A 19,027-nucleotide genomic window follows, 5' to 3' on the forward strand; every position below is an offset into this window, starting at 1 on the left:
GAACAGGTCCGGGGCGACGCGAGCGCAGATGCGCCGCGCTCGTGAGGGGGTCCAAGGTGGCGCGAGCGCAGATGCGCCGCCCCAGAGCCGGTCCGAGGCCAGCCGCGACCGGGATGCGGTGCTCCTCGCGACGGGTCGGGGGTGGACGGCGGATGCATGGCCGCGTGGACGGGCCGGCTCGGGGGGTCCGCCGCCGCGGCGCAGGTGCGCTCGGGGTGGGTCGGAGGCTGGCGCGGGAGCGCGGGAGCTGCGGTCGAGCCGGGTCGGGGGTCGCTCGGGCGCGGCGCGATCGAGCCTGGGTCTGGGGCTGGGGGGGCTTGGAGACGCGCGAATCGATCTCGCGCCACCTCGCGTGCCCCTTTTCACCGAGGGGTCTGTCGCCACGACTTGCAGCGGGGCCACCATCGCGGCGTTTCGTCCTCGCGTCCTCGACGAGAGTTCCTGCGCGAGGCGACACGCTCCTCGCGTCAATCACAGCTTCGGCCTCGCCCTGGCGCCGCGTTGTTCGAGGGCTGGCCTGGCCGTCGGGCCCCGCGGCCTCTTTGCGCTCTTCTCCTGGGGATGGACGACCCCGCTCCGAACCAGGGGAGCGCCAGCGGCTACTGGTCGCCTGAGTGGTCGGCTATCATCAGCTTCGTGAGGCCGAGTCCCTGATCCTGACCTTCGAGCGAGGCGGCGCGCCGCTGGAGCTCACCTACCTGATCCGCTAGCGCGTCATGTGGCATCCCCGGTTTCGCCAGCTTGCGCTTCGCCACGGGCCATGCATCCTCGCGTTGTCGCTCTGTGCTTGCATCGACGACGGACCCCGTGACGACAAGGTGGCGCCGCCGGAGCTCCCCTTCGAGTACGCCACCGAGCGCCTGACGATCCACTCCGACATCCAGCGCTGCGAGGGCGACTTCGCGCGCTGGGAGAGCTTCATCAGTCACGCCGAGACCTACCTCGGTCTGACGGTGTCAGGCGCCGTCGAGCTCAACGTATGGGAGACCGAGGACTTCGATGGCGAGCGATACTGCGGCGGCGACTGGGGCGGGTGCTACCGCCGAGCGGGGCAGCGGATCTACAGCGGAGCGGCCACCGTCGAGCACGAGCTCGTCCACGCGGTCGCCTCCGAGCTGGCGAACCGAGATGCCTTCTTCGAAGAGGGGTTGGCCGAGGCGCTGTCCGCCTCGCCTCAGTTCGGCCGATACGCGCCGTGGTTCCCCGTCAAAGGTTCGGGTGATGTCGACTACCCCAGCGCGGGGCACTTCGTCCGGTGGTTGCTCGAGACGCGGGGACCCGATCCGCTGCTCTCGCACATGAGCGCCCCGGGCGGAGTCACCGAGTTCGAGGCGATCTACGCCCAGAGCCTCACCGAGATGACGGCGGAGTACTTCGCCGACGCGGCGTCGAGCTACCCGCGGCTCCACGACTACCCAGCCCCGGCGTTCGAGGCTCAGGGCGAGGGGCTGTGGTCGAGCGTGATCGAATTCGACTGTGCGGGAGACGACGTCCGCGGGGCCGCTGACGGACTCGAGGCGATCCGCGAGCTGACGGTCCCGAAGACGGGCTTCTACGCCATATGGAGCTCGGCGGGCGGACGTGTTCGCGGCCGAGAAAAGACCGGGTCCGGCAACGCCTTCGCTGTCGTCGGCGATCAGATCGCCGCCGGGCCGATCGAAGCGGGGACCTACGAGGTGGGCATCGTCGGACCTCCCGGCGTCGACTCGGGGGTCGTCATCGTGTGGGAGAGCCTCACCGCTCGCCCCGTGCCGCCGGGAGGACTGCCGTGACGCGAGCGACGCGCGGGGCGCTGGCGCTGGCGCTGTGGGCGTGCGGGTGCGTCGACGAGCCTGGGCCGACGCAGTCGAACCCTCCCACGCTTCAAGCAGGCGAACCATGCAATTGGCCATGGGCCTCGTGCGTCGATGAAGACTCGCTCTTGTGGTGCTCGGAGGGAACTTGGGCCGACCAGACCTGTGATGAGTATTGTGCGGAGCTGGGCCCCGGCGTGAGCTCCCTGGGCTGTGACGTCGATCTCGACCTCGCGTCACCGACCCAGCTGTGCGCCTGCGAGCCGCCGACGGACGGGTGCTCCCCCGGGCAGGGGGCGTGCGAGGACAATGACACGATCTCGTGGTGCACCGAGGGGTGGACCTGGACCACGTCATCGTGCACCGAGATCTGTGCGGATCAATCACTGCTCTTGCTGGGTTGTGACGCAGTCGACGACGCCGCAATTTGCCTATGCACGAATACCGGAACACCTTGCGACGACGCCCCCTCAGTCTGTGCCGATGGTCAGACCCTGTCCGCCTGCGAGGCGGGCCTCTGGGCCGCCGTCGATTGCACCGAGCGCTGCGCCGGGCCCGGCACCTGCGACCCCGGGGCCGTCGGCGGCGCGGCGTGTGTGTGCGGACCCTGACCATGACACGCGTACCGCTTTATCTCGCGATGTTCGTCCTTTCCTCGGTCATCGGCGCATGCTCGCCGGGCCCGGTCGCAGATCCCCAGCCACAGTGCTACCCGCTCGATCCCAGCGGGGACTGGCCGCTCACCCCCGAGCAGCTCACGGAGCAGTATTGTGGCCGCGGTCCAACCCCGACAACGGGCGAGACCGAGGGTCGAGCGCTCACGGCGGTGTGCATCCCCGCGCCCAGCGAGGGGTGTGATCCCTGCATGCTCAGCGCCGCGGAGGTCGATGACAAACTACGCGCAAAGATCGCAAACACCCTCGCAGACGCGAGCTGCCCGGAAGACTACGAGCCGACGCGCTTCGTGCGTGGGTGCGCTGCGGCATCCCCGACCACGAATGAATGCTGCTTCATCGCCGAGTACTTCACCGACAAGACCGTCTGCGATCCCGTGCCCGACGAGGCCCCGTGACCCGCTCGCAGATCTCGGCGCCCAGGCCAGTCAGCCCAGGGTGTTCTTGTTGTTGTGAAACAAGGGATCCCCAAGCCGACACGCGCCCTTGCCCTCGAACTTCACATCAAACGAATACAGCATGAACTCCGCCGCGTCCCGGTTGGTCCCGCTCGCGACCCCGCCCGCGCTGCCGGCCTCGTCGCCGCTCGACTTGCTGTACTTGGCCCCGTCGGTCATCGGCATCTCGCCGTCGCAGGTGACCGTGCTCGGCCCGTCCGAGGTGTCGGCGGACTGCGCGATGTTTGGGTAGGGGATCGGCACCGGCCCGGCGGAGGTCGGGGTCAGGCAGACGTCGGGAAACACGATGCTCATCCCGCCGCTGCCCGAGTGGGCGACGCCGCGTCCGTTTGCGAAGGTCTTCGATCCCATGTTCAGCTCAGTTCAGCTCAGCTCAGCTCAGGCAGGAGCATACAAGACCAGCGCGCCGTGGTCGCCTGAGTCGGCGCTGGCCCAGACCAGCGCCGGCCCGCCGACGGTGCCCGCGCGGATCCACAGCGCGGCTGTCCCGAGCATCATCGGCGCGAGCGCGGCCCCGCTGTCGCCCGTGTACTCGGCCGGGTGCTCGACCCGCAGCGGCCTCGCAAAGTGCTCTTGATTGCGGATCCGCGCGACGCCCCACTGCTTGGCGGACTTGCTCTCGCCGTTGAGGCCGGCCATGACCAGGCGGATCGGATGGTCGGGAGCCAGCGCGCCGTCGAGCACGGCCGAGCACAAGGTCGCGAGCTCGCCGCCGCCCGAGACTCCGACGGAGGTGATCCAGGCCAGGGCGCTGAGGTTGTGGCGGCGGCGGGTGGCCTCGTTGGCCACGACCACAAACGCAGCCGCCTCGCCGGGCGTGAACGCGTCTTGAGGGCCAGAGGTCCGGAGTCGACCGGCGCGCTCGAGCGCCGCGACCCGCTCGGCGTCGACGTAGGTGTCGACGCCGCCCACGACGACGAACTCGGCGCGGCCGGGGGTGATCAGCTCGTCGCGCGCGGCCGCGAGGGCGCTGAAGAACCCGGCGTGGCCCGCCGTGAACACCCGGCTGGCGCCGACATCGATCCGCCGCTGGGCCTGCTCGCCGAGCATCGAGACGAAGGGCTGGGCGTCGAGGGGCTCGGGCAGGGCGAGGTGGACGGGGAGCGCGAGCTTGGCGAATTCGGCCGACAGCACCTCGGCGAGCGGCGCCCCGGCGAGTCGCAGCAAGCGGGGCTCGATCGCGCTGGTTCGCGCTCGCTTGGCGAGGCTCGGGACCAGCGGCGGGAGGTGGCGATCGGCGAGGTGACCCAGGATCACCGGCTCGGAGTCCCAGTCGAGGATCCACGACTCGGACTTGCGCGTGACGCCTGCGCGAATCGACGACGCGGTCTGGGCTGCGTCGAGCCCGACCGAGCAGCACATGCCCACGCGCAGGATCGCCAGGGGCTCGCTCACGCCTCACCGCCGCTGTACTCGACCGCGCCCTCGATCCCGCCGAGGCCGATGTCGACGCGCTGGACCCGAAGCAGCTCCTCGCCGACGGCCAGGCACGCGCGCCAGGTCATGGTCATGCGGGCCTCGCTTGGCTCGAGGACCACGGTGTCGAGGATCGGGTTCATGCGCTGTGTGGTGCCCGCCAGCGTGGCGATGAGCTCGAGCTGGCAGCGGGGCAGGGCGAAGGTCCAGCTTCTATCGGGGTCGAAGCCGTGCATCGCCACGGGCTCGCCGCCTCGCAGGGCCTGGGCGAAGGTCATCCCCCGCGAGCCGACGTGGAAGTAGCGCGGATCAAAGTCATCGGGCAGGTAGGGCGCCCGGGTCTTGCGCCAGCGCTCGTCGTAGGTGCCCGCGAACGCGACCCGGGGCTGCCAGGTCGGGGCGATCGCACCAAAGCCCATGGGCTCGGGTGTCTGGCCGAGCGCGGTCAAGGGGGCGTTGGGGTCTTCGAAGTTCGGGACCGGCTGCCCGAGCATCTCACCCACGCTCTGACCCGCGCCAAAGCCGACACCGACGGGGTTGCGGAGGTCGGCGAGGCCCGAGCCAGTGTCGCCGACTTGCCGGCCACCAAAGGCCCGCTCGTAGACGATGGGCACGCGCACGAAGGGCTGCGCGCGGCTCGGCTGGACGGCGCGCAGGCCCTGGTCCCAGAAGCGATCGCCGTGGACCCGGATCAGCTTGCTTCGATCGGCCACGCATAGGGCGACGTCGAGCTCGGGCACCGCCTGGCCCCGGGGCGCGCACGCGTCCCCGATCAGGATCACGTCGGTCCCAGGCTTTTGCAGGTGGACCGCGCTCGGGTAGCGCAGGCTGCTCGCCGTCGGATCGCCGAAGTACTCGTCCTCGAGGGTGATCGGGCGCTGCTCGGCGGCGATCTCGACGACCGCGCCGAGCTCGAAGGTCGCCTTGACCACGGCGATCAAGGTGTCGACGCCCCGGCGATCCGCGAGCGCGAAGATCGTCGGGACGAAGGGCGAGGTGTTGTGGAGCTGGAGCATGCTCAGTGGGCGAGGGGCAGGCCGCGCTGGAAGTCGAGGAAGGCGAGGCGCGCGAACACGTCCTGGGTCTGGGCGTGTTGGGTTGCGCTCGTCGCTCGGGTCGCGATCTGTGCTCTTCCGGTCGAGCGCGCGGCGAGCTCGAGCGCGAGGGGGTGGCGGCGGCGCGTGGGCAGCTCCCGGAGGCTGCGGGCGAACTGGGCGATGTCGAGGGGCCGGCCGCTCAGGTGGCGCACGCCCGGGACGAAGTGATCGCGGCGTTGGGACCACCAAAAGCGGATCGCGTCGGGGTTGGGCAGGCGCAGGGCGTCGTCCCCGGTCGGCACGAGGTCGGTGTCGAGGTCGTCGTCTTCGAGCTCGGGCAACGCGTCGTCGCGATCGTCTCCGATCGCGGCGCCACGATCGAGCCAGTACTGGTCTTGGGTCGCGGGCAGCCCGGCGACGGCGCAGACGACCTCGCCCGCGGGTCGGGCCAGCTCGGGGTGGTCGAGCAGGGCGAGGACCCCGTCGACGGCGGCCGGCTGTCCGCTCAGGCCGGCCGCCCAGACCAGGTTTGGCGTCGGGGCGTGGGCGAGCTCGGTCAGGAGGCGCTGGTGGGCCGCGCCGTCGCCGATCAGCGCGACCCAGGCCAGCGCCGATCGTTGAGATGGGTGGGGCGGACCAAAAGCCTCGCTGCACGCCCGGGCCCACGCGCTCGACACTCCCCGAATGATCCCGCTGTCGATCGCGGCCCCGCGCAGGGCGTCGTCGGTCGCGTCGAGCGAGGTCTGGAGCTGGCGCAGGACCTCCGGGCTGCCCGTATGGCGGGCCAGGAGCGCGGCCGCCCGGCGGACCTGGAGATCCGCGGCGCTCAACCACCCGCGCACGCGCGGGCCCGCGTTGACGCGGTGGGCCGCGAGCACGCGCAGCCGACCCGCGAGCGCAGGGCCACGGAGGGCGTCGAGATCGCGGCCGAGCCAGTCGATCAGGCCCGTCCGCCGGGTCAGGGCGAGCCCCCGCACGAGCCCGCGCTGGCCGACCTCATCGGCGTGCTCGAGGGCCGCCAAGACCTGCTCGCAGGGGTCGAGGCCGGCGCCCTCGAGCACGGTCAAGGTCGCGGCGGCGGTCCGAAACTCGTCGTCGTCGGGCTCGGCGATGACCGGCAACAGCAGGCGCTCGAGCACGGGCTGGCCGCCCACGAGCAGCCCGGCGACCCGGGCGAGGAGGCGCTCCTCGGGCCCCGCGGCGAGCCGCGCGAGGGTGAAATTGGCCGAGTCGACGCAGTTTGACCACATCTCGAGCAGGAACTCGGCCTCGTCGAGGTGCTCTTGTTGGATATCCCAGATGAGACCGGTCATCGACGGCCAACCCCCGCGCAGCATAGACACGGGCCCCGGCCTCGGGCAAGCGAAGTTCAGCATTTGATCCCGCGCTGCTGTACCCTCGCCTCGGCCCCCCGCCGCTGTGAGTACCCATGGCCCACCTCTCGCCTGTGACTTACGAGCTCGCGCTGCCCGAACATCCGGGCGCCTGGTCGGTGACCCGCGTATGGATCAGCGAGGCGCTCAACGAGCCCTACCGGGCGCTGATCGACGCGGCGACCGAGGCCGAAGACCCCGACACCGACGCGCTGCTCGGCGCCGACATCATCTTGACGATCACCCGTGGCATCGGCGAGGGCCGGACGCTGTGCGGGCTGGTCTCGCGCATCGACTTTCTCGGCTACGAAGACCACCACCTGATCGTCCGCTTTCACGTCCTCTCGGCCGTCGAGATCCTGTGCCAGCGGGTGAATTCGAGGATCTGGCAGCAGCTCAGCGTCCAGGACATCGTCAGCGAGGTGCTCGGCGAGGGGCTCGGCGACTACGCCCGCAGCTTCGACATGGGCAGCGTCAGCCGCGGGGTCAGGCCGCGTGACTACTGCGTCCAGTATCGCGAGTCGGACTTCGCGTTGGTCTCGCGCCTGCTCGAGGAGGAGGGGATCAGCTACGAGTTCATCCACGACACCGAGACCAACAAAGAGATCCTCACGCTCCGTGACGACAACGATCAATACGGTGAGCTCGAGAACATCGACGGCACCGCCGAGATCCCGATCATCATCTCGAACCCCGACGAGGCCGACGTCGAGTCGATCCAGGGCTTCGAGTGGAGCAAGCAGCTGACGACCACGGGCGCGCTGCGCCGCGACTACGACTGGAGGACGCCGCGCGAGGTGCTCAGCGCCCGGGCCGAGGCGCCCGACGACCGTGACCGCGAGCGTCGGGTGTTCGCCCACGGCGGTCGGCGCTTCATCGACGACGATCTGGCCACGCGGGCCCGCGACGCCCAGCACGGCGCGCTGCTCAGCTCGCGGATCGTGCGTGGGCGCAGCAACGTCTCGGCCATGCGTCCGGGGCTGCGCTTCACCCTCAGCGGCCACGATCGGATCGATCTCGAGCGCGAGTACCTGATCACCGAGGTCGTCCACACCGGGGCCGAGCTCAGCAACGTGGGCTCGAGTTCGGACCCGGGCGCGAGCGGGCAGGGCTACTCGAACAGCTTCGTGTGCGTGCCCTTCGACGCGGATCTGCGCCCGCGGCGGGTGACCCCGAGCCCGCGCGAGTACGGGCCCCAGACCGCGATCGTGACCGGGCCCGATGGCGAGGAGATCCACACCGACGAGCACGGCCGGATCCAGGTTCAGTTCTACTGGCAAGAGGAGCCGAGCTACGCCGCCGGCTCCTCGTGCTGGATCCGCTGCTCGCAGAGCTGGGCGGGGATGGGCTGGGGCGCGCAGTTCATCCCGCGGATCGGGATGGAGGTCGTCGTCGAGTTCATGGAGGGCAACCCCGACCGCCCGCTCGTGACCGGCTGTGTCTACAACGCCGAGTACCCGCCGCCCTTCACCTTGCCCGACAACAAGACCCAGAGCGGGTGGCGGACCGAGTCCTCGCCCGGCGGCGGGGGCTCGAACGAGCTGCGCTTCGAGGACGCCGCCGACGACGAAGAGATCTACCTCCACGGCGAGAAGAACTGGACGATCGAGATCGAGCACGACAAGCACCAGACCGTCGGCCACGACGAGTACCTCGAGGTCGCCCGCGACCGGACCAAGAAGGTCGGGCACGACGAGAGCTTCGAGATCGGTCACGATCAGCGCGGGCAGGTCGGCCACGATCAGACGCTGACCGTCGGGCACGATCAGCAGTCGAGCATCGGCGAGAACCGGACCGACGCGATCGGCAAGGACGCGCAAGAGACCGTCGGCGAGTCGAAGACCGTGACCGTCGGCGCGATGCTCGAGCAGACGGTTGGCGAGAGCATGAACACGACCGTGGCCGAGAACGCGACGACCTCGATCGGCAAGGATCACACGGTCACGGTCGGCGAGAACGCGAGCGAGAGCGTGTCGGGCGACAAGTTCGTCGAGTCGAAGAACTCGACGACCCGGACCTCGAAGGACATGAGCTTCGCCAGCGACGAGAAGTATCTGGTCGAGGCCGCCAAGGACATCGGCGTGACCGGCGAGACCAACATCGTCGTCGAGGCCAAGAAGAAGATGGTCTTCAAGTGTGGCGACGCGTCGATCACCCTCAAAAAAGACGGGAAGATCGTGATCAAGGGTAAGGACGTGACCGTGAAGGGCTCGGGCAACGTCGTGATCAAGGGCCAGAAGGTCGCCGAGAACTGACCCGCTCAGCGGGCCGAGCCGGGGTCGTTGCGGTGGACGATCCGGCGATAGTTCGGCGCGGGCTCGTGGGGGTAGATGTCGACGCTGACCGCGGGCGGCGAGCGGAAGGCCGTGCGATCGGCCCCGCTCACGCCGCCGTAGTGGCTCGAGCAGTGGATGTAGTTCATGCGCAGCAGCGCGAGGTCCATGTCGCTGAGGGAGCGGCCGCCGTGGAGGATGTCGTAGATGTAGGTGATCGCCGAGGGGATCGCGTAGGCCCGTTGGTTGGGGATCGGCTGCAGCGGGACCTGGCTGCGCAGGGCCTGGTCGTGCATGAGCTCGAGGGCGATCTTCTCGAGCCCTGGGCGCACTTGTGGCCGTCGCCAGACGACGTTGCCGAAGTACGAGTGGCGAATGCTCGCGAGCGAGTCGGGCCCGTCGTCGCGGAGCTCGTCGTACCCGTAGTAGAACTCCGGCACGGCCCGGCCGGCGTAGTGCTCGCGAAACGCCCGCTCGGTGAAGTCCGAGTAGCGCTGACGGAGCTCGGCTCGGAGCCGCTCGGCCTCGCTTCGGGTCGCAAAGTAGCCCGCGGCCGGCTGGACGCACTGCACGGTCTCACCTTGACCCCGGTAGCCGCCGCCGATGTCCGAGTGCGCGCCGGGCATCGAGAACTCGGTGCCGCCGGACGGGAGTGAGCCCGACGCCGAGCGGATCGAGTTGAGCGCGAAATTCTTGCGATACTCGTTCTGGGCGGTGATGTGATAGATGGCCTCGGCCGAGCCGTCGTTGAGGTGCACGTTGACGTCGGCGTTGTCCGAGTCGGAGGCGTCGCCCCCGTCGCCCGAATGGCCGATCGCGGCGACGGACTCGAAGATGCCGAGGAAGCGAACGCTGGCCTCGGGCAGGGTCACGCGGGTGAGCTGGGTTGGCTCGTCGGACATCACCGCCAAGCCCGTGGTCACCGGCTCGAAGCTGCCCCCGTTGACGCAATTGACGAAGTAGCGGGCCGCGGCCGCCCCGCGGCTGAACCCGAAGGCGTCGACGGTGATCTGGGCGTAGCGGCCTCCGTGGCCCTCGCGCTCGAGCCGACGGCAGGCCTCGTGGACCCGAGCGGAGACGCCCGTGTTGCCGGTCCCGAGCGCGCTGTCGACCATGTCGTCGGGGCCGCCCGTGTTGGTCCCGATGCCCTCGATGTAGACCGCGCGCCGGGTCAGCTCGGCGCCGTCGCTGCCGCGGCGCGTGTCCGTGGCGTAGAGGCGGTAGAGGAGGGCGACGTTGGACGGGGCGTTGGCGTAGCTGCCCTCGCCGTCGCCGTCTGCGTTGCCCATGTTGTTGAGGGTGCCGTCGAAGAAGAAGCCGATCTCGAGCCTGCGCTCGCGCGCCGGGTCCGAGCCGGGCGAGGCCGCGTCGCCGCCCCCACCGGTGGCTGGCTCGCCGACCTCGGTCATGCTGGGCGCTCGCTCTTCACCGCTGATGCCTGGGCCTGGGGCATCGACGGACTATGCCGTAGGGGTGGCGGAGATGCCACCGCCGGCCCGCTCGCCCAGCCCCGAGCTGGGGACGCCGGGATCCGATCAGCAAGGGCGACGACGCAACGAGCATTGATGCCAGTCGGGCTCTCCCCGCGCCGGGTGAAGGCGTCGCCCGGCCCGCGGCCAATAGGTGGTGAGCGTCGCTCGGGGCGAGACCGGCGCAAGGGCACACGTGATGTGAATTGGGGCGATCGAGGCTGAGCTGGAGCAATGGGGTGGGCTGGGGTCGAGGCGGTGAAGGGCGCGAGAGGTCGAAGCGGTGCTATGCGGACTGCGAGGAGTAGGTATGCACAAACGATACAGTTCATTCTTCATCGTGGTCGCCACGCTCGTGCTCGCTTGCGAGTCTCCTGGGGACCACGAAACGGAAGGGGTTGGCGACGGGGGCGGCGATGGGATCGGCGATGGGATCGGCGACGACCTCGGCGAAGACGCCGGCGAAGACGCCGGCGAAGACGAAGGCGAAGACGCCGGCGAAGGCGATGATTACTGCGACTTCGCCGACATTCCGCAGCGCGAGCCGGTGTGGCTCCTCGAGCTCGCGATGCATCACAAGGGAGACAAGCCCCGCGCGTTCGGTCTCGCCGTCGGCGAGGAGGCCGTCTTCAGCGCCGGATACTCCCCCGACGGCAGCGACAAGAACGACCTCTTCATGGAGGGTCGTAGCCTCGACGCGGAGCTGGAGTGGTCGACCAGCGTCGAGAGCTATGGCGACAGCAGCGGCCGCTCGCTCGGCTGGGACACTGAGCATCTGTACTATATTACGTCCCCGACCCTCAACTCCAACGGTCTCGCCCGGTTGACGGCTGACGGGGAACCCGACCCATGGTCCTTCCCCGGCCAGAAGAAGCTCTGGCTGAGCGACATCGACGTGAGCAGCTCGGATGTGCTCGCGGCGGGATTCATGGAGTCCGAGAAGGCCGGTACGTCGTTCGACGACGCCGTGTTCGTTCAGATCGACAAGTCCGACGACAGCGTCGTGTACTACGATGAAACCGGCGAGCCCCTCGCAACCGAAAAAGGGCACGCGGTCACGCCCTGGCCTTCGGGCGGGCACATCGGGGTCACGAGGGGCAGCCACGAGGCCCTTTGGCTTCGCGGCTACAACCACGCCTCGCTGAGCTCGGAGCTGATGTTCGAAGCGAACGAACTTCCGGCCGCGGTGTTCGTGACCGAGCGGCTCGGGGAGTACTTGCTGCTTGGCGGGCACACCGAGGCCAGGAGCTGGGTGAGCCTGGTCGACGAGGACGGTCAAGAGCGTTGGCGCAAGCTCCTGTCGCCTTGCGGGCCTGGCGCGGCCGAAGGGCTCCGCCACGCGGTGGTCGGCTCAGATCGGGTCTGGGGGGTCGTGACGGGGCCGGACAGGGAGGGGGGCTACCCGAAGAGCTTCATCGTCGAGATTGGCTTCGACGGCTCGCTGGAGGCCAGCTACCGCGTCGTGGTGCCCCACGAAGAGGCGATGATCGAGGCGATCGCCACGAACGGGAGCGCGGTCGTCGTCTCGGGCTTCAGCGTTGAACCCGAGGGGGCGCTGAGCGGCTGGATGGCGCGGGTGATCTAGCAGCCCGGGCTGCTAGCTCTAGCTTGGGAGCCTGCCTTGGACTGGCCGCTCGCGGCACTGATCAGGCGGTCCGGTATGGCGAAGACGAAGACGGGCTGAAGTCGGTTCGCGCGCGACGCCCGGCCGTGACCTTCGCTGGTTTGGGCTCCCGCCGCTTCGACAACGACCCGACGAAAATTCTGGGTGTGACCAGATCGATTTGCATGTACGGAGCCGGTCGATTTTTCGGGGTGGAATTGGTGCCCGGGGCGCTGCCGACGAGTGCGACGCTTCCACGGTCTCGCAAGACGCGAGCGAAAGGAAAAATCCATCATGTACATCGCAACTAAGCTCCTCCTCACCTACCTCACCGCAATGACGCCCGGCGCAGTCGACGACCCCAATATCTGTGACGTCGTGTCTCCCGCGACCGGAACGTCGGCGGTGTGCAAGCCGCACCGCGAGGGTGCCCCGGTCTGGGACGCCAGCGTCTGTTGCACGGACCGCACCTGCTTCGAGCCGACGGCCGAGGGCCGCTGCGAGTCGGGCGAGAGCCGCTACTACTGTGAACTTGGCGAGCTCAACCCCGCGCGGGGCAACGTGGACTGCTACTTCGAGGTGCCCGACTACTGCGACGTCTTCGAGTGCGATTCTCCGGCCCCGGGCTACCAGGCCCCGGCGCAGGAGGGCTTGCTCTGCTGCCCCTACGGCATCTGCACCCCCTACAAGCTGGGCTCGGGCATCTGCGAGACCGAGGACATCTACTACTGTGTCAGCGTGGCAAACAACGGGGATGGAACCGTTGATTGCGTAGACTGGGACGAGGAGTGAGGCCCAGCGCGCGATCGATTTCTGTGCCAGGGGCGTCGGCGCCGATCTGCTCGGCGATTCGACGCCCCTCTTCGTTCGCGTCTCGTGCGATGCCAGCCTCGGCCGCTTGCTCGTAGATCGCGGCGAACCAGGCCCAGGTGTCGAAGAAGGACGGGAAATTCTGAGCCACGAACAGCGGGTCGAGCAGCTCTTGGCGGGTCAAGTCTGCCTCGTCGAGGCGTCCGAGCTCGACCTGGCTGACGAAGACGATCCGCCGCAGCGCTTGGGCGCGCGCGGTCGAGAGGTTGAACGCCTCATCGTGGATCTCGAGGCTCCGCTGCGCGCTGGCGAGGGCCTCTTCGAAGCGCGCGTTGGCGAGCTGGGCACAGGCTAGGGCCTCGCTCGCCTCGCCGATGAGCTCGCGCGGCCCGCCGTAGCGCGTGTACTGCCGCTCGCGCATCGCCACGGCCTCGGCGAGGAGCTCGAGCGCCCGGCCCCGATCGGCGTCCGAGCCCCCGAGCAGGGCGAGACCGTGAACCTGCAGCGCCTCGGCGGCGCGATCGGGAGCGTCGCGCTCGAGCACCGCGAGCGCGACATGGACGTAGGCATCGACGGTCTGGGTCTCGCCGCGCTCGCCTGCGACCGCCGCTAGCTTCAGGAGCACGTCGGCCCCGAGCAGGTCGGCTCCGATCGCGGTCGAGCGCTCGTAGGCTTCGGACAGGCCGCGCTCGGCCTCGTCGAGTTGGCCGTCGAGGCGGTGGAGCTCGCTGCGCCAGAACATCGCCCGGGCGATGTCGTAGCGGGCCTGCTTCGCCCGCGCGATCGCCATGTACTCGGCCGCGCGGGTGCGCGCCGCTTCGCTCGCCCACTCGCGGTCGGCGAGCAGCAGCCCGAGCTCGCGGTCGCGCTCGCGCAGCTCGACGAGGCCGCGGTCGTCGGCGTGGCTGCGGTCGTCGGCGTGGGTGTCAGCGGGGGCGTCGAGGCAGCGCTCGGGGGCCGGCAGGTTGCTGATCACGGCCGCGTAGTCGAGGCCCGCGCGCAGGTGCGGGGTCCTGAGCACGGCCACGGTCGTCGCAAAGCGCTCGCGCAGCTCGACCGCGCAGGGGCTGGGCGTCGGGGGCAGCTTGGCGCGCTCCGACGCCTCGCACTCGCGGGCGCGCAGCTCGACCCAGCGCGTGGTCCAGCTGTTGAGCGCGTCACTCCCCGCGCGCGAGCCGAGGGCGCCGCGCAGCTCGATCTCGATCTCGCGGTCCCAGACCGCGGCGAGCTCGTCGCTGACGTCGTCGCACGCGTCGGCCCACACGACCTTGGAGGTCGTCGCCAGCAGTCCAAACAAGGACGCGGCCACAGCCGGGGCCGCGAGCCACGGCCACCATCGTCGGGGCGCGGGCGCGGCCGCCTCGCGCAGCTCGGACAGCAGCGTCGGCATGTCGGGCCAGCGCGCGTCCGGGTTGGGGTGGAGCCCACGCACGAGCACCTCGTGGATCGCCGCTGGCATCGCGTCACGGCGCTCGATCCGCGAGACCAGGCCCTCGGCCCGCGCGAGCTCGGACGCGAAGGGCATGTGGCCGTGGAGCATCTGGAACACGACCGTGCAGTAGGCGTAGAGGTCGTCGCGTTGGTCCCGGTGCCTGCGCGCGCGGGTCTCGGGCGCCATGTAGGCCGTCGTCCCGGGCCAGTCGGCCATCGCGTCGGCGTCGTCGATCGAGCAGGCGAGGCCGAGGTCCGCGATCTGTGGGCGGCCGCTGCGATCGAACAGGACGTTGTTGGGCTTGAAGTCGCGATGCAGGAGCCCGGCCTCGTGGATCGCGGCGAGGCCCTCGCCGATCTGAAGCGCGAGCTCGACGACCTGCTCCCACGAGCCGGGGTAGGCCTTGCCGTCGAGCTGGCCACCCGAGAGCAGCGGCATGACCAGGGTCTCGCTGCCATCGAGCACGCCGATGTCGAGAGCCGCGACGACGTTGGGATGTTGAACACGCGCGAGCAGTCGCGCCTCACGGACGAGGGTGTAGCGCTGTCGCGCCGCGTCGCCGACCTCGTCGATGAATTGGCGCAGCCCTTCGGCGATGCCGAGGGCCTCAAGGTGCTCGCTGCCGAGGATGTCGAGGAGCGTGTCCTGGACCGAAATTTTTAGCGCGACGCGACGCTCGAGGGTCTGATCGCGTGCGCTGAACACGGTCGCGTTGTTGCCCGCGCCGACGCGTCGGACGTCCTGAAACCGGTCCCGCTCGAAGATCTGCAGGCTGCCCACCATGCGCATCTCGATGGTAGCACCCTGCGAACCACGCGCGCGCCCTTGTGCACCCCAAAATTGGCCGAATTGACCTTTTGACCAATCCTGCAAATGTTCACGCTTCTTACATGCAAATGTGCTTGACGTAACAAAGCATGTGACACGATCGAGCTGGCACTCCCATTAACGGAATGGGAGCACGTCGATGGCGGAAATCGCAGTGTTGTTGGCGAACAAGGCGCGCCGAGCCGCGCTGATTCAGACCGTTCGGGGCCGGCCCGAACTCACGATCGAGCAGCTCGAAGGGCTCCTCGACAATGGCGAGTATGCCGAGGAACTCCAGCAGATCACGGTCCGGGAGCTCGTGCGCCACCAGACGCATACGCCGGCCCTCGAGGTCCAGGCGGGGGAGTCGGTCGAGGACGCGGTGCTGCGTGTTTTTCACCACCTCCCGGATCAGCGGCTCACGTCGGGTTTTTTTCGTCGCTACATGGGCCTCGAGCGCTGGACCGCGCAGAAGGTGCTGGCCGACATGGCGGACCGCGGTCTGCTCGTGCGGTCGGGCAAGACCTCGGGCACGCGCTACTCGTTGTCGCAGGAGTCAGGTGGTGGCTGATGACGGGGGCTCGGGGCCGGCGTCGCCGACCAGCCCCGCACGCCGCGCGAGCAAGATCAGCTGGTCGATCTTCTGCTGCGCCGTGAAGCGATCGGACAGGGCGGCCCGCGCCCGGGATAGCGTCATTCGCGCGGCCCCCGGGCTGATGCCGAGCTCCTGCGCGATCTCGTTGTGATCGCGGCCCTCGACCGCGCCCGCGAGCGCCCGGTAGGGGACCTCGTCGCAGTCGGCGAGCAGCGCGTTGATCTTGCGCAGATCCTCGCGGGCATCGAGCAAGCTGGCGTGGTCGGCGGGGTCGAAGCGCGGGCCGTGGACGGAAGACTGGTACTCGATCGCCTGGTGTCGGAGGCGGGTGAGCTCGCGCCGCACCGCGTTGTTGGCCGAATTGAGCACCCAGTAGTGGACGTGCTTGGGCTGCGCGCCCGCGTCGAGCTTGGCCAGCAGGTCGAGCAGCGCGTCGTGGCTGACGTCGTGGATCTGGCTCTCGCGGTTGAAGTAGCCCCGGATGTGGGCGCGCAGGAGCTTGCGAAAGGCCGCGATCGCGTCGGGGTTGCCCGCGAGCAGCTCAGCGGGATCTGGCGCCTTGGCCATCAGCGGGAGATTAGCCGAAGAACCCACCTAGAGGTTTGAGTCGCCGGGTTAGATTAGGTAGTTTTCAGAGCTATGAGGCGTGCGCGGCTTGCGATATTTTTTCCGATTTTGGCCCTGCTTGGCTGCAGCGATGACGTCCAGGGGACGGGGACGACTGGGCCGACGACTGGCCTCGATGGGGGCAGCGAGACGCAAGGGGAGGGCGACGGGGACGGCGACGCGGGCGACGGGGACGGGGACGGGGACGGCGACGGCGACGCGGGCGACGGCGACGGCGACGGCGATCCGGGCGACGGGGACGGCGACCTCCCGCCGCCGCCCTCGACGGGCATCCAGATCGTCGACGTGACGGTCGATCAGGGCGTCCGCATCCCGATTGTTCAGTACGGCAACTGGCTGGCCCCGGACGAGCGCAACGCCGCGCTCATCAAGGATCGGCCGGCGCTGCTGCGGGCCTTCTACCTGGTCGAGGAGGGCTTCGAGCAGCGCACGATCTACGCGATCTTGACCCTCGAGCTCGACGGTCAGACCTACGAGTTCGACACGCTCCAGACCGCGTTCCCGGAGCCGGCCTGCGAGGGCGAGGTCCAGATGGAGTGTCGCTACGCGAGCACCGTCGGCAGCTTCAACTTCCGGATCCCCGCCGAGTACGTCCAGCCCGGCGTCGAGTTCAAGATCGAGACCTTCGAGGCCTCGCCGGGCCACGAGGACACGCCGACGGCGGCGATCCCCCACTACCCCTGGGAGGGCGGGACGGAGCCGGTCGGCGTCGACGACACGTACATGAAGATGCGCGTGGTCCTGGTGCCCGTGCACCACGACGTCGGCGATCAGTGCGCGCCCGCGCCCGACCTGAGCGAGCCCTTTGGGACCGACTACGAGGGCAACGAGCTCACCGTCGCGCAGTACATGGGCCTCCAGCTCGAGGCCGCCAACCCGGTCGACGAGGTCGAGATCATCGAGCGGGCGCCCGTCAACTGGGGCGGCAGCCTGACCAACGGATCGCTGCTCGGGGCGCTCTCGCAGCTGCGCTCCCAGGACAACGCGCCGCCCGAGCAGTACTACTACGCGGTCGCGGTGCCCTGTGAGGGGTACCCGGACTTCTCGGGCATCGCTCAGATCGGCGGGCCGAGCAAGAACGCCGCGAGCTCGAGGGTCGGGTGGGGCGTCTGGTACGAGGACAAGGCTCAGGTCGCCGAGACCTTCGTGCACGAGGTCGGGCACCAGCAAGGTCGCGCGCACATCCACTGCAGCGGTGAAGAGGCCGGCACCGACCCCAGCTATCCGAACAACAGCGGCGACATCGACTCGTTCGGGACCCACATCTTTCGCAATCCGGTCGACACCCACCCGCCGTCGGACCACGACTACATGACCTACTGCCAGAGCACCTGGGTCAGCGAGTGGGGCTGGCGGCTGGTCTATCCCTGGATCACCGAGATCAGCTCGTGGGAGCTCGAGGGCCCCGCCGCGGGCGGGCTCGCCAAGCGGCCGCTGCTGTTCGGCCACATCGGCAGCAGCGGCGAGCAGCGCTGGTGGACCGCGAGCGACTACTGGGATCCGAGCGCGGCGCAGGGCTTCGAGACCGTGGAGTTCGAGGTCGAGGGCCGGGCGGTGGCCGTGCGGGCGCTGCACGTGGCCAGCGATCACGGCGACGACTACATGATCGTCGCGCCGCTGCCTGCGGACCACGAGCTCGAGCAGCTCGGCGGGCTCCAGTGGGTCGATCGCGAGGACGTCCGGCGCGTGGTCGATGTCGCGCGGGTCGACGGTCTGCGAAAATAGCGGCTCCGGGCCCCTCGGGGCGCAACCCTTGCTGGGGGTCTGCGGTTGTGGCCGCCCGGGACGCCGACCATGTTGGGGGCGCAAATGAAGCGCAACGAACCCGTCTCCAAGATCATGACCGTGGGCGTCCAGACCGTTCACACCGGCCAGAAGCTGAGCGAAGTCCGCAAGCTGCTGGCCGACAACCCCTACCACCACGTGCCCGTGGTCAGCGGCGACAAGCTGATCGGGATGATCAGCGCGACCGACATGATCAAGCTCAGCCTCGCGATCTACGGGGCCGATCAGCGGGCCGTCGACGCCATGCTCGACGGCGAGCACAGCATCGAGTCGGTGATGACCAAGGAGCTGGTCACGATCTCGTCCAAGGACACGGTTCGCGCCGCGGCCGAGGTCTTTGGCGGGGGCCTGTTCCACTCGCTGCCGGTCGTCGAGGGCGACAAGCTCGTCGGGCTGGTCACGAGCACCGACGTGATCCGCTACCTGCTCGCCCAGTACTGAGGCCGAAGCGATGACCGACAGCAAGCAAACCATCGCCGCGTGGATGACCTCGCAGCCCTACACGATCGGCGACGATCAGACGCTCGCGTTCGCGCGCGAGCGCATGCACCACCACGACGTCCGCCACCTCCCGGTCCTCCACGGCGGGCACCTCGTCGGGGTCGTCAGCAGCCGCGACATCGCGATGGTCGAGTCGCTGCCGGGCGTCGACATCGCCCACGTCAAGGTCGAAGAGGCCATGAGCGAGGAGCCGTGGACGGTCGGTCCTGACACGCCGCTGACCAAGGTCGCGCAGGTCATGGCCGAGCGCCGGCTCGGGACCGCGATCGTCGTCGACCGTGAGGGCAGCGACGAGGTCGTCGGCGTGTTCACGACGACCGACGCGCTCCGGGCCTTGGCCCGGTACAGCGCCTGACCGGGGGGGGGCGCGGAGC

17 protein-coding genes are annotated in these 19,027 nt (G+C 69.3%); 10 read left to right on the top strand and 7 right to left on the bottom strand.

Annotated elements, in window-relative coordinates:
• The first annotated feature begins 773 nt into the window (after positions 1 to 773).
• The 3 genes from ENSA5_RS06985 to ENSA5_RS06990 all read left to right on the top strand — a co-directional run bounded on the left by ENSA5_RS06985 (position 774) and on the right by ENSA5_RS06990 (position 2,865).
• A complete protein-coding gene (locus tag ENSA5_RS06985) occupies positions 774 to 1,772 on the top strand; it encodes a hypothetical protein (RefSeq protein ID WP_106390854.1) in 999 nt (332 codons plus the stop codon).
• A 218-nt stretch (positions 1,773 to 1,990) separates the two neighbouring features.
• Complete coding sequence (locus tag ENSA5_RS35685; RefSeq protein ID WP_146155408.1) at positions 1,991 to 2,404, top strand: hypothetical protein; 414 nt, start codon at positions 1,991 to 1,993, stop codon at positions 2,402 to 2,404.
• Positions 2,405 to 2,433: 29 nt separating this feature from the next.
• Complete coding sequence (locus tag ENSA5_RS06990; protein WP_106390855.1) at positions 2,434 to 2,865, top strand: hypothetical protein; 432 nt, start codon at positions 2,434 to 2,436, stop codon at positions 2,863 to 2,865.
• A gap of 30 nt (positions 2,866 to 2,895) precedes the next feature.
• Here the strand turns inward: ENSA5_RS06990 and ENSA5_RS06995 are convergent, their stop codons facing one another.
• From ENSA5_RS06995 to ENSA5_RS07010, 4 genes are read right to left on the bottom strand one after another with little or no spacing between them, the layout of a single operon-like run.
• Positions 2,896 to 3,276 carry a DUF4150 domain-containing protein gene (locus ENSA5_RS06995; RefSeq protein ID WP_106390856.1) on the bottom strand — a complete coding sequence of 127 codons (381 nt, stop codon included), beginning with the start codon at positions 3,274 to 3,276 and terminating at the stop codon, positions 2,896 to 2,898.
• A 27-nt stretch (positions 3,277 to 3,303) separates the two neighbouring features.
• Entirely contained in the window at positions 3,304 to 4,320 is a 1,017-nt protein-coding gene (locus ENSA5_RS07000) for a beta-ketoacyl synthase N-terminal-like domain-containing protein (protein WP_106390857.1), read from the bottom strand.
• Complete coding sequence (locus ENSA5_RS07005) at positions 4,317 to 5,357, bottom strand: DUF2169 family type VI secretion system accessory protein (protein WP_106390858.1); 1,041 nt, start codon at positions 5,355 to 5,357, stop codon at positions 4,317 to 4,319. The genes ENSA5_RS07000 and ENSA5_RS07005 overlap by 4 nt, the downstream gene beginning before the upstream one ends.
• 2 nt (positions 5,358 to 5,359) lie before the next feature.
• A complete protein-coding gene (locus tag ENSA5_RS07010) occupies positions 5,360 to 6,691 on the bottom strand; it encodes a hypothetical protein (RefSeq protein ID WP_146155409.1) in 1,332 nt (443 codons plus the stop codon).
• Positions 6,692 to 6,825: 134 nt separating this feature from the next.
• On the opposite strand from ENSA5_RS07010, the gene ENSA5_RS07015 reads away from it, so the two are divergent.
• A complete protein-coding gene (locus ENSA5_RS07015) occupies positions 6,826 to 9,006 on the top strand; it encodes a type VI secretion system Vgr family protein (RefSeq protein WP_181197460.1) in 2,181 nt (726 codons plus the stop codon).
• Between the two features lie 5 nt (positions 9,007 to 9,011).
• On the opposite strand, the gene ENSA5_RS07020 is transcribed toward ENSA5_RS07015, so the two are convergent.
• Complete coding sequence (locus tag ENSA5_RS07020) at positions 9,012 to 10,433, bottom strand: T6SS phospholipase effector Tle1-like catalytic domain-containing protein (protein WP_106390861.1); 1,422 nt, start codon at positions 10,431 to 10,433, stop codon at positions 9,012 to 9,014.
• A gap of 370 nt (positions 10,434 to 10,803) precedes the next feature.
• Here ENSA5_RS07020 and ENSA5_RS07030 point away from each other — a divergent pair, with 370 nt between their 5' ends.
• A complete protein-coding gene (locus tag ENSA5_RS07030; protein ID WP_181197461.1) occupies positions 10,804 to 12,078 on the top strand; it encodes a hypothetical protein in 1,275 nt (424 codons plus the stop codon).
• A 312-nt stretch (positions 12,079 to 12,390) separates the two neighbouring features.
• On the top strand, positions 12,391 to 12,888 hold the full coding sequence (locus tag ENSA5_RS07035) for a hypothetical protein (protein ID WP_106390863.1): 498 nt from the start codon (positions 12,391 to 12,393) through the stop codon (positions 12,886 to 12,888).
• On the opposite strand, the gene ENSA5_RS07040 is transcribed toward ENSA5_RS07035, so the two are convergent.
• Positions 12,830 to 15,121 carry a serine/threonine-protein kinase gene (locus tag ENSA5_RS07040; RefSeq protein ID WP_181197462.1) on the bottom strand — a complete coding sequence of 764 codons (2,292 nt, stop codon included), beginning with the start codon at positions 15,119 to 15,121 and terminating at the stop codon, positions 12,830 to 12,832. The genes ENSA5_RS07035 and ENSA5_RS07040 overlap by 59 nt on opposite strands.
• A 184-nt stretch (positions 15,122 to 15,305) precedes the next feature.
• On the opposite strand from ENSA5_RS07040, the gene ENSA5_RS07045 reads away from it, so the two are divergent.
• Positions 15,306 to 15,716, top strand: a complete 411-nt coding sequence (locus ENSA5_RS07045) for a hypothetical protein (RefSeq protein ID WP_106390865.1) — start codon at positions 15,306 to 15,308, stop codon at positions 15,714 to 15,716.
• Here the strand turns inward: ENSA5_RS07045 and ENSA5_RS07050 are convergent.
• Positions 15,702 to 16,307, bottom strand: a complete 606-nt coding sequence (locus ENSA5_RS07050; RefSeq protein WP_106390866.1) for an RNA polymerase sigma factor — start codon at positions 16,305 to 16,307, stop codon at positions 15,702 to 15,704. The two genes, ENSA5_RS07045 and ENSA5_RS07050, sit on opposite strands and share 15 nt — an antisense overlap.
• Before the next feature lie 108 nt (positions 16,308 to 16,415).
• Here ENSA5_RS07050 and ENSA5_RS07055 point away from each other — a divergent pair, with 108 nt between their 5' ends.
• From ENSA5_RS07055 to ENSA5_RS07065, 3 genes are all read left to right on the top strand, one after another.
• Positions 16,416 to 18,092: a hypothetical protein gene (locus ENSA5_RS07055; RefSeq protein WP_106390867.1), complete on the top strand. Its 1,677-nt coding sequence runs from the start codon at positions 16,416 to 16,418 to the stop codon at positions 18,090 to 18,092.
• Between the two features lie 84 nt (positions 18,093 to 18,176).
• Positions 18,177 to 18,593, top strand: a complete 417-nt coding sequence (locus ENSA5_RS07060; RefSeq protein WP_106390868.1) for a CBS domain-containing protein — start codon at positions 18,177 to 18,179, stop codon at positions 18,591 to 18,593.
• A 10-nt stretch (positions 18,594 to 18,603) separates the two neighbouring features.
• Complete coding sequence (locus tag ENSA5_RS07065; protein WP_258182770.1) at positions 18,604 to 19,008, top strand: CBS domain-containing protein; 405 nt, start codon at positions 18,604 to 18,606, stop codon at positions 19,006 to 19,008.
• Positions 19,009 to 19,027: the final 19 nt, after the last annotated feature.

The organism is Enhygromyxa salina, assembly GCF_002994615.1.
Classification (GTDB): Bacteria; Myxococcota_A; Polyangia; order Nannocystales; family Nannocystaceae; genus Plesiocystis; species Plesiocystis salina_A.